Here is a 13,738-nt window from a genome sequence, read left to right on the forward strand (position 1 = left end):
CCTCTTTGGGGCGACAGACGTGTCTGTCTTACTGCTTGGCAGCAGCTACCTGAGCGGCAACTTCTTCAGCGAAGTTGTCGACTGGCTTCTCGATGCCTTCGCCGACCTTGAAGTAGGTGAAGGAAACGATTTCAGCACCGGCTTTCTTCGCCAGCTCGCCAACCTTGACTTCCGGGTTCATGACGAAGGCTTGCTCTTTCAGCGAAGCTTCAGCCTTGAACTTGGTGATACGGCCGTTGATCATGTTCTCAACGATGTTTTCCGGCTTGCCGGCGATCTTGTCGGCGTTCAGCTGCAGGAAGACATTCTTCTCGCGCTCGATGGCCTCGGCGGAGATTTCCGATGCATCCAGGAACTCCGGGTTCGAAGCAGCAACGTGCATGGCGATGTTCTTGGCCAGCTCGACGTCGCCGCCTTTCAGGACAACAACGGCACCGATCTTGTTGCCGTGCAGGTAAGCACCAACAACGTCACCCTCAACGCGCGCCAGGCGGCGGATGTTGACGTTTTCGCCGCACTTGGCGACCAGGGCTTCACGGGCTGCTTCGCGCGAAGCGATCAGCGGCGCAGCGTCGGTCAGCTTCTGGGCGAAGGCTTCTTCGAGGCTTTCGGCTACGAAGTTTTTGAAGTCGTCTTGCAGGGCCAGGAAGTCGGTCTGCGAGTTGACTTCCAGCAGAACGGCGGCTTTGCCGTCGGTCTTGACGGCGATAGCGCCTTCAGCAGCGACGTTGCCAGCCTTTTTGGCGGCCTTGATGGCGCCAGAGGCACGCATGTCGTCAATGGCTTTTTCGATGTCGCCGCCGGCCTTTTCCAGGGCCTTTTTGCAATCCATCATGCCTTCGCCGGTACGCTCGCGCAGTTCTTTGACCAGCGCTGCAGTAATTGCTGCCATTTCAAAATCCTCTTGGAAAGTTTTTCAACCATTCCACCCGCTCATCACGGGCGTTCAATTCTGCAAATCCGCTGTTTTTATCTCAGCAGGCCCATAGTGCGGGGCGGTTGCTGACAGCAGGATTTCAAGGTGGCAAAAAGGGGGCAAAGCCCCCTTTTTGCGTGCCAAGTAGACGCCAGGCGTCAATTACTCAGCAGCAGGTGCAGCCGCTTCTTCAGCGTAGACTTCGGTGCCGCCAGCAACGTTGTTGCGGCCGCGGATGATGGCGTCAGCCATCGAAGTCATGTACAGCTCGATAGCGCGAATGGCGTCATCGTTACCTGGGATGATGTAGTCAACACCTTCCGGGCTGCTGTTGGTATCGACAACGCCGATAACCGGGATGCCCAGCTTGTTGGCTTCGGTGATAGCAATGCGCTCGTGGTCAACGTCGATCACGAACAGGGCATCAGGCAGGCCGCCCATGTCCTTGATACCACCCAGGCTGCGGTCCAGCTTTTCCAGATCGCGCGAACGCATCAGGGCTTCTTTCTTGGTCAGCTTGGCAAAGGTGCCATCTTCGGCCTGAGTTTCCAGGTCGCGCAGACGCTTGATCGAAGCACGGATGGTTTTGTAGTTGGTCAGCATGCCGCCCAACCAGCGGTGGTCAACGTATGGCGAACCGGCACGAGCAGCTTGCTCGGCGACGATCTTGCCGGCGGAACGCTTGGTGCCGACGAACATGATCTTGTTCTTGCCCTGGGCCAGACGCTCTACGAAAGCCAGAGCTTCGTTGAACATTGGCAGGGTTTTTTCCAGGTTGATGATGTGGATCTTGTTACGCGCGCCGAAAATGTACTTGCCCATTTTCGGGTTCCAGTAACGGGTCTGGTGGCCGAAGTGCACACCGGCCTTCAGCATATCGCGCATGTTGACTTGGGACATGATAGTTCCTTGATAAGTCGGGTTGGGCCTCCACGCATCCCAATGACCAACCCACAGATTCTAGAATCCGGGGCACCCAGGTCATCGTGTCGACACGTGTGTGGGTTTAGGGCTTACGGGGTCGACCCCGAAAGCGGCGCATTTTATACCACAGACCGCGAGCGAACGGAACCCGAATACTGTCGCGTCCGTCAGCGGTTTTTGCAGCACCCAGGCTTTCAGGCCAAAATGCCCTCTATAGACAGCAGGATGGCCGGCTTTATCCCGACCGATTGCCGCCCTGCTCTGCTAGAATCCGGCCTTTCCCGTTTGTTCGCGCCGTGCACGGCGCCGTAGAGAGCCTGTAATGACCGTCACCATCAAGACCGCAGAAGACATCGAGAAGATGCGCATCGCCGGCCGCCTGGCCGCCGAGGTGCTGGAAATGATCGAAGAGCACGTCAAGCCCGGTGTCACCACCGAAGAACTGGACCGCCTGTGCCACGACTACATCGTCAACGTCCAGCAGGCCATCCCGGCGCCGCTCAACTACAAGGGTTACCCTAAGTCGATCTGCACCTCGATCAACCATGTGGTCTGCCACGGCATCCCCAACGACAAGCCGCTCAAGGACGGTGACACGCTCAACATCGATGTCACCGTGATCAAGGACGGCTACCACGGCGACACCAGCCGCATGTTCCACGTCGGTAACGTGCCGGTCTGGGCCGAGCGCCTGTCCAAGGTCACCCAGGAATGCATGTACAAGGCCATCGAGCTGGTCAAGCCGGGCTGCCGCCTGGGCGACATCGGCGAAGTGATCCAGAAGCACGCTGAAAAGAACGGCTTCTCGGTGGTGCGCGAATTCTGCGGCCACGGCATTGGCAAAGTGTTCCACGAAGAACCGCAGATCCTCCACTACGGCCGCGCCGGCACTGGCATGGAGCTCAAAGAAGGCATGACCTTCACCATCGAGCCGATGATCAACCAGGGCAAGGCCGACACCAAGGTGCTGGGCGATGGCTGGACCGCCATTACCAAGGACCGCAAGCTCTCGGCCCAGTGGGAACACACCTTGGTGGTGACAGCGACCGGTTACGAGATCTTCACCCTGCGCAAGGACGACACCATCGCGCGCACCTCGGCCTGAGTCCGCGCCAGGCACACCACGACAGGAACGCGACGCAATGCCCCAGGTGGATCCCGAGCTGTTCGACCGCGGCCAGTTCCAGGCGGAACTGGCCCTCAAGGCGAGCCCTATCGCCGCCTTCAAGAAAGCCATCCGCCAGGCGGGCGAGGTGCTCGACCGGCGTTTTCGCGAAGGCCGCGAAATCCGCCGTTTGATCGAGGACCGCGCCTGGCTCGTCGACAACATCCTGCAGCAGGCCTGGAACCAGTTCGACTGGGGCGACCAGAGTGGCATCGCCCTGGTCGCGGTAGGCGGTTACGGGCGCGGTGAACTGCACCCGCATTCCGACATCGACCTGCTGATTTTGCTGGGTGCAGCCGAACACGAGCAGTACCGCGAGGCCATCGAGCGCTTCCTCACCCTGCTCTGGGACATCGGCCTGGAAGTGGGCCAGAGCGTGCGCACCGTCGACGAATGTGCCGAGCAGGCGCGTGCCGACCTGACGGTCATCACCAACATGATGGAAAGCCGCACCGTCGCCGGCCCCGAAGCCTTGCGCCAGCGCATGCTGGACGTCACCAGCACCGAGCACATGTGGCCGAGCAAGGAGTTCTTCCTGGCCAAGCGCGCCGAGCTCAAGGCCCGCCACCACAAGTACAACGACACCGAGTACAACCTTGAGCCCAACGTCAAGGGCTCACCTGGTGGCCTGCGCGACATTCAGACCGTGTTGTGGGTGGCGCGCCGCCAATACGGCACGCTGAACCTGCACGCCCTGGCCGGCGAAGGTTTTTTGCTGGAAAGCGAGAACGAACTGCTGGCCTCCTCCCAGGACTTCCTGTGGAAGGTGCGCTATGCCCTGCACATGCTGGCCGGGCGCTCGGAAGACCGCCTGCTGTTCGACCACCAGCGCAGCATCGCCGCCCTGCTGGGCTACAGCGACGAGAACCCCAAGCGCGCGATCGAGCAGTTCATGCAGCAGTACTACCGGGTGGTGATGAGCATCAGCCAGTTGTGCGACCTGATCATCCAGCACTTCGAGGAAGTCATCCTCGCCGACGATGACAGCGGCACCACCCAACCCTTGAATGCGCGCTTCCGCCTGCATGACGGCTATATAGAAGCCGCCAAGCCGAACGTATTCAAACGCACGCCGTTCGCCATGCTGGAAATTTTCGTACTGATGGCCCAGCACCCGGAGATCAAAGGGGTACGCGCCGATACCGTGCGCCTGCTGCGCGAGCACCGGCACCTGATCGACGAAACCTTCCGTCACGATATCCGCAACACCAGCCTGTTCATCGAGCTGTTCAAATGCGAGATCGGCATCCACCGCAACCTGCGCCGCATGAACCGCTACGGCATCCTTGGCCGCTACCTGCCGGAATTCGGCCTGATCGTCGGGCAGATGCAGCATGACCTGTTCCACATCTATACGGTCGATGCGCACACGCTCAACCTGATCAAGCACCTGCGCAAGCTGCAGTACACGCCGGTTTCCGAGAAATTCCCGCTGGCCAGCAAGCTCATGGGCCGCCTGCCCAAACCCGAGCTGATCTACCTGGCCGGGCTTTACCACGACATCGGCAAGGGCCGCCAGGGTGACCACTCGGAGCTGGGCGCGGTGGACGCACAGACGTTCTGCGAGCGCCACCAACTGCCAGCCTGGGACAGCCGCCTGATCGTCTGGCTGGTGCTGAACCACCTGGTGATGTCCACCACCGCACAGCGCAAAGACCTGTCCGACCCACAGGTGATCAACGACTTTGCCTTGCATGTGGGGGACGAGACTCGCCTGGATTACCTCTATGTGCTGACCGTGGCCGACATCAACGCCACCAACCCCAGCCTGTGGAACTCCTGGCGCGCCAGCCTGCTGCGCCAGCTGTACACCGAGACCAAGCGCGCTCTGCGCCGTGGCCTGGAAAACCCACTGGACCGCGAAGAGCAGATCCGCCAGACCCAAAGCGCCGCGCTGGACATCCTCGTACGCGAAGGCGTCGACCCGGACGACGTCGAGCAACTCTGGTCGCAGCTGGGCGACGACTACTTCCTCAAGCACAACGCGGCCGATGTGGCCTGGCACACCGACGCCATCCTCCAGCAGCCGGCCGACGGCGGGCCGCTGGTGCTGATCAAGGAAACCACCCAGCGCGAGTTCGAGGGCGGTACGCAGATCTTCATCTATGCCCCCGACCAGCACGACTTCTTCGCCGTGACCGTGGCGGCCATGTCGCAGTTGAACCTGAACATCCATGACGCGCGCATCATCACCTCGAGCAGCCAGTTCACCCTCGACACCTATATCGTGCTCGACAACGATGGCGGCTCGATCGGCGACAACCCGCAGCGCGTCAAGCAGATTCGCGATGGCCTCACCGAAGCGCTGCGCAACCCCGAGGACTACCCGACGATCATTCAGCGCCGGGTGCCACGCCAGCTCAAGCACTTCAATTTCCCGCCGCAGGTGACCATCCTCAACGATGCCCAGCGGCCGGTGACCATCCTTGAGATCACCGCGCCCGACCGGCCGGGCCTGCTGGCCCGGATCGGCCGCATCTTCCTGGAGTTCGACCTGTCGTTGCAGAACGCCAAGATCGCCACCCTCGGCGAGCGCGTGGAAGACGTGTTCTTCATCACCGATGCCGACAACCAGCCGCTGTCCGACCCGCAGCTGTGCAGCCGCCTGCAGGAGGCTATCGTCCAGCAGCTGCAGGCTGGCCAGGCGAGCGACGCCAGCCCGACCCGCGTGACCTTTTAACGATTAGACGATTGACGAGACCTTGCGCCGATGAACCATGCCCTGACCCAGCTTCAGCCCTACCCGTTCGAGAAACTGCGCGCCCTGCTGGGCAGTGTGAAACCAGCGGCAGACAAGCGCGCCATCGCGCTGTCGATCGGTGAGCCGAAGCACACATCGCCGGCGTTCGTCGCCCAGGCCATGGCCGACAACCTCGACAAGCTGGCGGTGTACCCCAGCACCCTCGGCCTGCCAGGGCTGCGCCAGGCCATCGGCCAGTGGTGCGAGCGCCGTTTCGGCGTGCCAACCGGCTGGCTGGATGCCGACCGTCACATCCTGCCGGTCAACGGCACCCGTGAAGCACTGTTCGCCTTCACCCAGGCCGTGGTCAACCGGGCCGATGATGGCCTGGTGGTCAGCCCTAACCCGTTCTACCAGATCTACGAAGGCGCGGCGCTGCTGGCAGGCGCCACCCCGCACTACCTGCCGTGCCTTGAAAACAACGGTTTCAACCCTGACTTCGACGCCGTGCCGGCTGATGTCTGGCAGCGTTGCCAAATCCTCTTCCTGTGCTCGCCAGGCAACCCTACCGGCGCACTGGTGCCGATGGACACCCTGAAGAAGCTGATTGCCCTGGCCGACGAGCATGATTTCGTGATCGCCGCCGACGAATGCTACAGCGAGCTGTACTTCGACGAAGACGCCCCGCCACCGGGCCTGCTCAGCGCCTGCGCAGAACTGGGCCGCAGCGATTTCAAACGCTGCGTGGTGTTCCACAGCCTGTCCAAGCGTTCCAACCTGCCAGGCCTGCGTTCGGGCTTCGTCGCGGGCGATGCCGAGATCATCAAGCCATTTTTGCTGTACCGCACCTACCACGGCTGCGCCATGCCCGTGCAGACCCAGCTGGCCAGCATCGCTGCCTGGCAGGACGAGGCGCACGTGCGTGAAAACCGTGACCAGTACCGCGCCAAGTACGATGCCGTGCTGGATATCCTGCAGCCGGTGATGGATGTGCAACGCCCGGATGGCAGCTTCTACCTGTGGGCCAAGGTGCCGGGCTGCGACGCCGCGTTCACCCGCGACCTGTTCGAAGCCCAGCATGTGACCGTGGTACCGGGGTCGTACCTGTCGCGTGACGTGGATGGCGTGAACCCTGGCGCTGGCCGAGTGCGCATGGCGTTGGTTGCGCCGCTGGCCGAGTGCATCGAGGCCGCCGAGCGGATTCGCGCGTTCCTGCAGAACCGCTGATTAGGCAGGGGCGCTTTGCGCCCCATCGCAGCGGCTCGGCGCCCCGACAAGCCCGCGCCCACAGGTAACTGCGCAGGCTCAGACCTTGTGAGGACCCTGTGGGAGCGGGCTTGTCCCGCGAATGGGGCTACGCGGTGCATGGCACCGGCTTCGCCGGTGTTCGCGGGGCAAGCCCGCTCCCACGTAATGCGTCAATTTTTAGAAATTGCGCAAGACAGTTGCCCCCACAGGGATTCTCACGGGCTGCAGAGCAGCCCCTGCGACCTACCGGACAGCGCCCAGGTTCGCCTCGCTCATATCCAGCTCACCCAGCACCTGCCGCACCACCTCATCGCCCACCAGGTGCTGGCGATGCAGGTTGTACAACTCCAGCCGCTGCGCCCGCAGCGCACGCAAGCGCAAACGCCGCTCAAGCAGGTCCATCTGCTCAGCCATGGCCCGTGCCTCCGCCGTGTCGTTGTAACTGTCCAGCTCGTCCCGGTACTCGGCCATCAACCTCGCCTTGAGCTCGGTCGCCAGTGTCGCCTGCGCGGCATCCTGCGGCGCGTTGGCATCGATCACCTCTTCCGCCTCCAGGGCATGAATCGCGGCCTCGGCCGTGCGTCGCCAAGCCTCCAGCACTTCTTGATGCAGCCGCTCGTCCGGGCTTTGGGTGACGCCACGCAGCAGAATCGGCAAGGCAATGCAGGCACTGATCAACGACAGCAGAATGACCCCTGCGGCGATGAAGATGAGCAAATCACGCTCGGAGAACGCCTGGCCTGCACTGATCAACAGCGGCACCGACATCACACCCGCCAGGGTCACGGCGCCACGTACGCCCCCTAGGGTCAGCAGCCAGCAGGAACGCGCCGTGGGCATCAGCACCAGCGCCGGCTTGCCCCGCCAGCGGCGTACCACACCAATGGCCCGCCAGATGCTCTGCACCCAGATAAACCGCAGCAGGATCAACGCTGCGAAGATCGCCAGCACATCCAGGCAGCGCCAGGCCAAGGTCGGCCACACGGTGGCCTCGTGGCTCACGACGGCCTTGATGATGTCCGGCAACTGCAGGCCAAGCAGCAGGAAGATCAGGCCATTGAAGGCAAACTCCAGCAACGACCACACACTGCGGTTGAGCAAGCGGGTACTGGTCTGGCGGGGCAGCAGGTCGAGCCAGCTCTGCATCATGCCGGCCGCCACCGCCGACAGAATGCCGGATACCCCCAGGCGCTCGGCCAATACATAGGCCGCAAAGGGCAGCAACAGCATGAACACTACGTGCGTGGCGGGGTCGTCCCAGCCGCGGGCGATCATCCAGGCGCGCAGACGGCCGATCAGCCAGCTCAGGGCAACGCCGACCGCCAGGCCGCCAAGGGCGACCAGGACGAAGCTGAAGCTTGCATCGGCCAACGAGAACACCCCCGTGATCGCTGCGGCCAAGGCGAACTTGAATGTCACCAGGCCCGAGGCATCGTTCATCAGCGCCTCACCCTGCAGCATATGCATCAGCGGGGTTGGCAGACGGTCCTGTGCAATGGCCGAAACGGCCACGGCATCGGTAGGCGACAGCACCGCGGCCAGGGCAAAGGCGACCGGCAGCGGGATGCTCGGCAACAGCCAGTGAATGAAGTAACCGGCGCCGACCACGGTAAACAGCACCAACCCCACGGCCAGCGCCACCACCGGCCCGCGAATGCGCCACAACTCGCGCTTGGGAATGCGCCAGCCATCGGCGAACAGCAGCGGCGGCAGGAACAGGAAGAGGAACAGCTCGGGGTCCAGGGCCACGTGCAGCCCCAGGGTGGGCCAGGCCAGCAGCGCGCCAGCGGCAATCTGCACCAATGGCAGGGGCAGCGGAATCATCCGGCCGACCAGCTTCGACACGCTGACCAGCGTGAGCAGAATGAGGACGGTATAGGCTGACTGCATCCGTGAAAGCTTCCTTTATGAATCAATAACCGCAGCGGGGCGAAACTTCGCCATTGAAACAATATGTTAGCGGCGTATGGCAATGCGGGGCCGCTGCACGATAGTCGCAGGTGCGGCGGGAATATGTAACACGATGCTACCCACCACGTGCCATTAACGCTGCGCGTTCACTCTCCAGGCTTGAAATGACGCTATGTCGACGTATAATCAATCTTAACGAATAACGTTAAGCGTTCAGGCCCATGATTCAAGCCTTCAGCTGTGCTGACACGGAAGCACTCTTCACGACTGGAAAGACACGGCGTTGGTCAGATATCAAATCTGTCGCAGAGCGCAAATTGGCCATGCTTGATGCTGCCACAGAACTGCGCGACCTTCGCTCTCCTCCGGGCAATCGCCTGGAACAGTTGAGCGGTAATCGCGCCGGCCAACACAGCATACGAGTCAATGATCAGTGGCCCGTGTGCTTTATCTGGACGGAAAACGGTCCGGCAAACGTTGAAATTGTCGATTACCACTGAGGTGAATCATGCTCAAGAATGGCATGCGTCCAATACATCCTGGTGAAGTTCTGCGCGAGGACTTCCAGAAAGAAATGGGGTTCAGTGCCGCTGCTCTGGCGCGGGCATTGGGTGTTGCGACGCCAACGGTCAACAACATCCTGCGCGAGCGTGGCGGCATTTCCGCCGACATGGCACTGCGCCTGGCCATCTGCCTGGACACCACACCGGAGTTCTGGCTCAACCTGCAAATCGCCTTCGATTTGCGCACAGCCGAACAGCAACATGGTGATGAGATCATCGGATCCGTGCAGCGCTTGGTCGCTTGAGACATATCTCGATCAATAAAGTCGGGCGCCACAGGCGTGGCGCCGCGCGGATCGATCCAGCATAATCCCGCGACTGACTTTCGAAAAATGGAGAAATTGGGGAACCTTTGCCCCAATGTACACAATGACTTACACGCTCTACGGCATCAAAGCCTGTGACACCATGAAAAAGGCGCGCACCTGGCTCGAAGACAAAGCCATCGCCTACGAATTCCATGACTACAAAACCCAAGGCATCGATCGTGACAGCCTGAACCGCTGGTGCGACGAGCACGGCTGGGAAGTCATCCTCAACCGTGCCGGCACCACCTTCCGCAAGCTCGACGACGCCAGCAAGGCCGATATCGACCAGGCCAAGGCCGTCGAGCTGATGCTTGCCCAACCTTCGATGATCAAGCGCCCGGTGCTCGATCTGGGCGAGCGCACCCTGGTTGGTTTCAAACCTGATTCGTATGCCGCAGCGCTGGCCTGAGCCCGCCTGCGCTTCCACCCTATTTCGCACGAGGTAATCCCATGTCCAATACCCTGTTCAGCCTGGCCTTCGGTGTCGGCTCCCAGAACCGCCAGGGCACCTGGCTTGAAGTCTTCTACGCACAACCACTGGTCAACCCAAGCGCCGAGCTGATCGCTGCCGTTACCCCGATCCTCGGCTACGAAGGCGGCAACCAGGCCATTGCGTTCAGCAACGCGCAAGCGGCGCAGCTGGCTGAAGCCGTGAAAGGCGTCGATGCCGCCCAAGCTGCCCTGCTGACCCGCCTGGCCGAAAGCCACAAGCCGCTGGTCGCCACCCTGCTGGCCGAAGACGCTGCGCTGACCTCGACCCCAGAGGCCTACCTCAAGCTGCACCTGCTGTCGCACCGCCTGGTCAAGCCGCACGGCGTGAGCCTGGCCGGCATCTTCCCGCTGCTGCCAAACGTCGCCTGGACCAACCAAGGCGCCGTCGACCTGGGCGAGCTGGCCGAACTGCAACTGGAAGCACGCCTGAAGGGCGAGCTGCTGGAAGTGTTCTCGGTGGACAAGTTCCCGAAAATGACCGATTACGTGGTCCCGGCCGGCGTGCGTATCGCCGACACCGCCCGTGTGCGCCTGGGCGCCTACATCGGCGAAGGCACCACCATCATGCACGAAGGCTTCGTCAACTTTAACGCGGGCACCGAAGGCCCAGGCATGATCGAAGGCCGCGTTTCGGCGGGCGTCTTCGTCGGCAAGGGTTCGGACCTGGGCGGCGGCTGCTCGACCATGGGCACCCTGTCCGGTGGCGGCAACATCGTCATCAAGGTCGGCGAAGGCTGCCTGATCGGCGCCAACGCCGGTATCGGCATCCCGCTGGGCGACCGCAACACCGTTGAAGCTGGCCTGTACATTACCGCTGGCACCAAGGTGAACCTGCTCGACGAGAACAACGAGCTGGTCAAAGTGGTCAAGGCCCGCGACCTGGCCGGCCAGACCGACCTGCTGTTCCGTCGCAACTCGCTGAACGGCGCGGTGGAATGCAAGACCCACAAGTCGGCCATCGAGCTGAACGAAGCGCTGCACGCCCACAACTGAGAACCTTCCTCGGTTTGAAGTGATAAGATCGGGTCTGGCGTAATGCCAGACCCGTTTTTCATTCCAGGCCCCGCGACCATGTTCCAGCCCTCCCCCTGGCGTGCCGATTTCCCCGCCATCGCCGCCCTGCAACGGCAGCACCAGACTTACCTGGACAGCGCCGCCACCAGCCAGAAACCGCAAGCCCTGATCGATGCCCTGAGCCATTACTACGGCCATGGCGCGGCGAACGTGCACCGTGCCCAACACCTGCCCGGCGCGCTGGCGACCCAGGCGTTCGAAACCAGCCGCGACAAGGTTGCCGCCTGGCTCAATGCCGCCGATTCGCGGCAGATCGTTTTCACCCATGGTGCCACCTCGGCCCTTAACCTGCTGGCCTATGGCCTGGAGCACCGCTTCGAAGCCGGTGACGAAATCGCCGTCAGTGCCCTGGAACACCATGCCAACCTGCTTCCCTGGCAGCAGCTCGCCCGGCGGCGCAACCTTCGCCTGGTCATCTTGCCGCTCGACATTCACGGCTGCATCGACCTCGATCAGGCCCTGCAACTGATCGGGCCACGCACGCGGGTACTGGCAGTCAGCCAGCTGTCCAACGTGCTGGGCACCTGGCAACCGCTGTCGGCCTTGCTGGCCCATGCCCGGGCCCAAGGCGCATTGACTGTGGTCGACGGGGCCCAGGGCGTGGTGCATGGCCGCCATGATGTGCAGCAGTTGGCGTGCGACTTCTATGTCTTTTCCAGCCACAAGCTGTATGGGCCGGAAGGGGTTGGCGTGCTGTACGGTCGCAGCCAGGCGCTGGCGCTGCTGCGCCACTGGCAATTTGGCGGTGAGATGGTGCAACTGGCCGAGTACCAGAGCGCCAGCTTCCGCCCCGCCCCGCTGGGCTTCGAAGCCGGCACCCCACCGATCGCGGGTGTCATCGGCCTGGGCGCCACGCTCGATTACCTGGCCAGCCTCGATGCTCAGGCGGTCGAACGGCATGAGGCCAGCTTGCACCAGCACTTGCTGCGCGGCCTGGCCGACCGCGATGGCATCCGCGTGCTCGGCGCGCCACAGACGGCTTTGGCCAGCTTCGTGATCGAAGGGGTGCACAACGCCGATATCGCCCATCTGCTGACCGAGCAAGGCATCGCCGTGCGTGCCGGCCATCATTGCGCCATGCCGCTGCTCAAAGGGCTGGGGCTTGAGGGGGCGATTCGGGTGTCGCTGGGGCTGTATAACGACAGCGATGACCTGCAGCGCTTTTTCGACGCGCTGGATCAAGGGCTGGAGATGTTGCGATGAGTTTGCCGACAGCTGCCCGAGAGGCGCAGGAACAGTTCGAGCAGGCCCGCGGCTGGGAGCAACGTGCGCGGCTGCTGATGCAGTGGGGTGATCGTCTTGAGCCGCTGAGTGAGGCCGACAAATGCGAGCACAACCGCGTGCATGGCTGTGAAAGCCTGGTGTGGCTGGTGGCTGAACAACAGGATGGCCAGTGGCGATTCAAGGCCAGCAGCGATGCACGGTTGTTGCGCGGGTTGCTGGCCTTGCTGCTGGTGCGGGTGCAGGGCCTGGCCAGCAGCGAGCTGGCTGAGTTGGATTTGCCGGGCTGGTTCAGCCAGTTAGGCCTGGAGCGGCAACTGTCCCCCTCGCGCAGCAATGGCCTGCATGCAGTGTTGCTGCGGATGGCAGAGCTGGGTGCTGTCAGTTGAATCAGCGCCTTACTCGGCTTTGACCCGCTCTGACGGCCGCCTGGCACCCGCCACCAGTTTTTCCACGGCCTTGCTGGCCGCGACCATGCCAAAGGTCGCGGTCACCATCATCACCGCGCCAAAACCACCCGAGCAGTCCAGGCGCACGCCTTCACCGACGAAACTCTTCTGCAGGCAAACGCTGCCATCCCCCTTGGGGTAGCGCAGCTGCTCGCTGGAAAACACACACGGCACGGCGTAGTTACGGCTGACATTGCGCGAGAAGTTGTAGTCGCGACGCAAGGTGGACCGCACCCGCGAAGCCAGCGGGTCGTTGAAGGTCTTGTTGAGGTCACCGACCTGAATTTGCGTTGGGTCGATCTGCCCCCCCGCGCCACCGGTGGTCACGACGCCGATCTTGCGCCGCTTGCACCAGGCAATCAGCGCGGCCTTGGCCATGACGCTGTCGATGCAGTCGATGACGAAGTCGAGGCCTTCGGTGATGTACTCGGCCATGGTCTCGCGGGTGACGAAGTCAGCTACCGCGTGCACCGTGCACGCCGGGTTGATCGCCCGCAGGCGCTCGGCCATGACCTCGACCTTGGGCCGCCCCACTTGCCCTTCGAGGGCATGGGCCTGACGGTTGGTATTGCTGACACAGACATCGTCGAGGTCGAACAGGGTAATCTCGCCCACGCCACTGCGCGCCAACGCCTCGGCCGCCCACGAGCCAACGCCGCCGATACCGACGATCGCCACATGGGCCTGTTTCAACCGTTGCAGGCCATCATCGCCATACAACCGGGCGACGCCGGCAAAGCGTGGATCTTCTGTGCTCATCTTGCTACCCCGAAGCGCATACCGCTAA

At 62.5% G+C, this 13,738-nt stretch carries 13 protein-coding genes; 9 read left to right on the top strand and 4 right to left on the bottom strand.

The genetic code is table 11. The features are described 5' to 3' along the window. Positions 1-28: 28 nt before the first annotated feature. Together tsf and rpsB are read right to left on the bottom strand one after the other, a co-directional pair. Complete coding sequence (gene tsf / locus MFF34_RS21770) at positions 29-892, bottom strand: translation elongation factor Ts (RefSeq protein WP_027595793.1); 864 nt, start codon at positions 890-892, stop codon at positions 29-31. 186 nt (positions 893-1,078) lie between these two features. Continuing rightward, a complete protein-coding gene (gene rpsB / locus MFF34_RS21775; RefSeq protein ID WP_027595792.1) occupies positions 1,079-1,816 on the bottom strand; it encodes a 30S ribosomal protein S2 in 738 nt (245 codons plus the stop codon). Positions 1,817-2,162: 346 nt separating this feature from the next. On the opposite strand from rpsB, the gene map reads away from it, so the two are divergent. The 3 genes from map to dapC are packed head-to-tail and all read left to right on the top strand — an operon-like array spanning position 2,163 to position 6,912. Further along, positions 2,163-2,945: a type I methionyl aminopeptidase gene (gene map / locus MFF34_RS21780; protein WP_027595791.1), complete on the top strand. Its 783-nt coding sequence runs from the start codon at positions 2,163-2,165 to the stop codon at positions 2,943-2,945. A 37-nt stretch (positions 2,946-2,982) separates the two neighbouring features. Continuing rightward, positions 2,983-5,685 carry a [protein-PII] uridylyltransferase gene (locus MFF34_RS21785; protein WP_238216393.1) on the top strand — a complete coding sequence of 901 codons (2,703 nt, stop codon included), beginning with the start codon at positions 2,983-2,985 and terminating at the stop codon, positions 5,683-5,685. 30 nt (positions 5,686-5,715) lie between these two features. Beyond that, positions 5,716-6,912, top strand: a complete 1,197-nt coding sequence (gene dapC, locus MFF34_RS21790; protein ID WP_186675975.1) for a succinyldiaminopimelate transaminase — start codon at positions 5,716-5,718, stop codon at positions 6,910-6,912. A 264-nt stretch (positions 6,913-7,176) separates the two neighbouring features. Here dapC and MFF34_RS21795 read toward each other — a convergent pair whose 3' ends face one another. Continuing rightward, a complete protein-coding gene (locus MFF34_RS21795) occupies positions 7,177-8,823 on the bottom strand; it encodes a Na+/H+ antiporter (protein ID WP_238216395.1) in 1,647 nt (548 codons plus the stop codon). A gap of 242 nt (positions 8,824-9,065) precedes the next feature. Between MFF34_RS21795 and MFF34_RS21800 the strand changes: the two genes are divergently transcribed. The 6 genes from MFF34_RS21800 (at position 9,066) to MFF34_RS21825 (ending at position 12,891) form a co-directional block, all read left to right on the top strand. Then, positions 9,066-9,344, top strand: coding sequence for a type II toxin-antitoxin system RelE/ParE family toxin (locus MFF34_RS21800; RefSeq protein WP_238216397.1), 279 nt, complete (start codon positions 9,066-9,068; stop codon positions 9,342-9,344). A gap of 8 nt (positions 9,345-9,352) precedes the next feature. Beyond that, positions 9,353-9,652: a type II toxin-antitoxin system antitoxin GraA gene (gene graA, locus MFF34_RS21805; RefSeq protein WP_238216399.1), complete on the top strand. Its 300-nt coding sequence runs from the start codon at positions 9,353-9,355 to the stop codon at positions 9,650-9,652. Positions 9,653-9,776: 124 nt separating this feature from the next. Next, on the top strand, positions 9,777-10,124 hold the full coding sequence (locus MFF34_RS21810; RefSeq protein WP_027595785.1) for an ArsC family reductase: 348 nt from the start codon (positions 9,777-9,779) through the stop codon (positions 10,122-10,124). A gap of 41 nt (positions 10,125-10,165) precedes the next feature. Beyond that, positions 10,166-11,200, top strand: a complete 1,035-nt coding sequence (gene dapD, locus MFF34_RS21815; RefSeq protein ID WP_027595784.1) for a 2,3,4,5-tetrahydropyridine-2,6-dicarboxylate N-succinyltransferase — start codon at positions 10,166-10,168, stop codon at positions 11,198-11,200. A 78-nt stretch (positions 11,201-11,278) separates the two neighbouring features. Then, positions 11,279-12,484 (top strand): cysteine desulfurase, encoded by a 1,206-nt coding sequence (locus MFF34_RS21820; RefSeq protein ID WP_238216401.1) that lies wholly within the window; start codon positions 11,279-11,281, stop codon positions 12,482-12,484. Continuing rightward, the gene (locus tag MFF34_RS21825) at positions 12,481-12,891 is read left to right on the top strand and encodes a SufE family protein (protein ID WP_238216403.1); all 411 of its coding nucleotides are present in this window, start codon (positions 12,481-12,483) and stop codon (positions 12,889-12,891) included. The genes MFF34_RS21820 and MFF34_RS21825 overlap by 4 nt, the downstream gene beginning before the upstream one ends. Before the next feature lie 9 nt (positions 12,892-12,900). Here MFF34_RS21825 and tcdA read toward each other — a convergent pair whose 3' ends face one another. Next, entirely contained in the window at positions 12,901-13,710 is an 810-nt protein-coding gene (tcdA, locus tag MFF34_RS21830) for a tRNA cyclic N6-threonylcarbamoyladenosine(37) synthase TcdA (RefSeq protein ID WP_027595781.1), read from the bottom strand. Positions 13,711-13,738: the final 28 nt, after the last annotated feature.

Origin of the sequence: Pseudomonas sp. PAGU 2196, assembly GCF_022179005.1 — a bacterium.
Taxonomy (GTDB): Bacteria; Pseudomonadota; Gammaproteobacteria; order Pseudomonadales; family Pseudomonadaceae; genus Aquipseudomonas; species Aquipseudomonas kermanshahensis.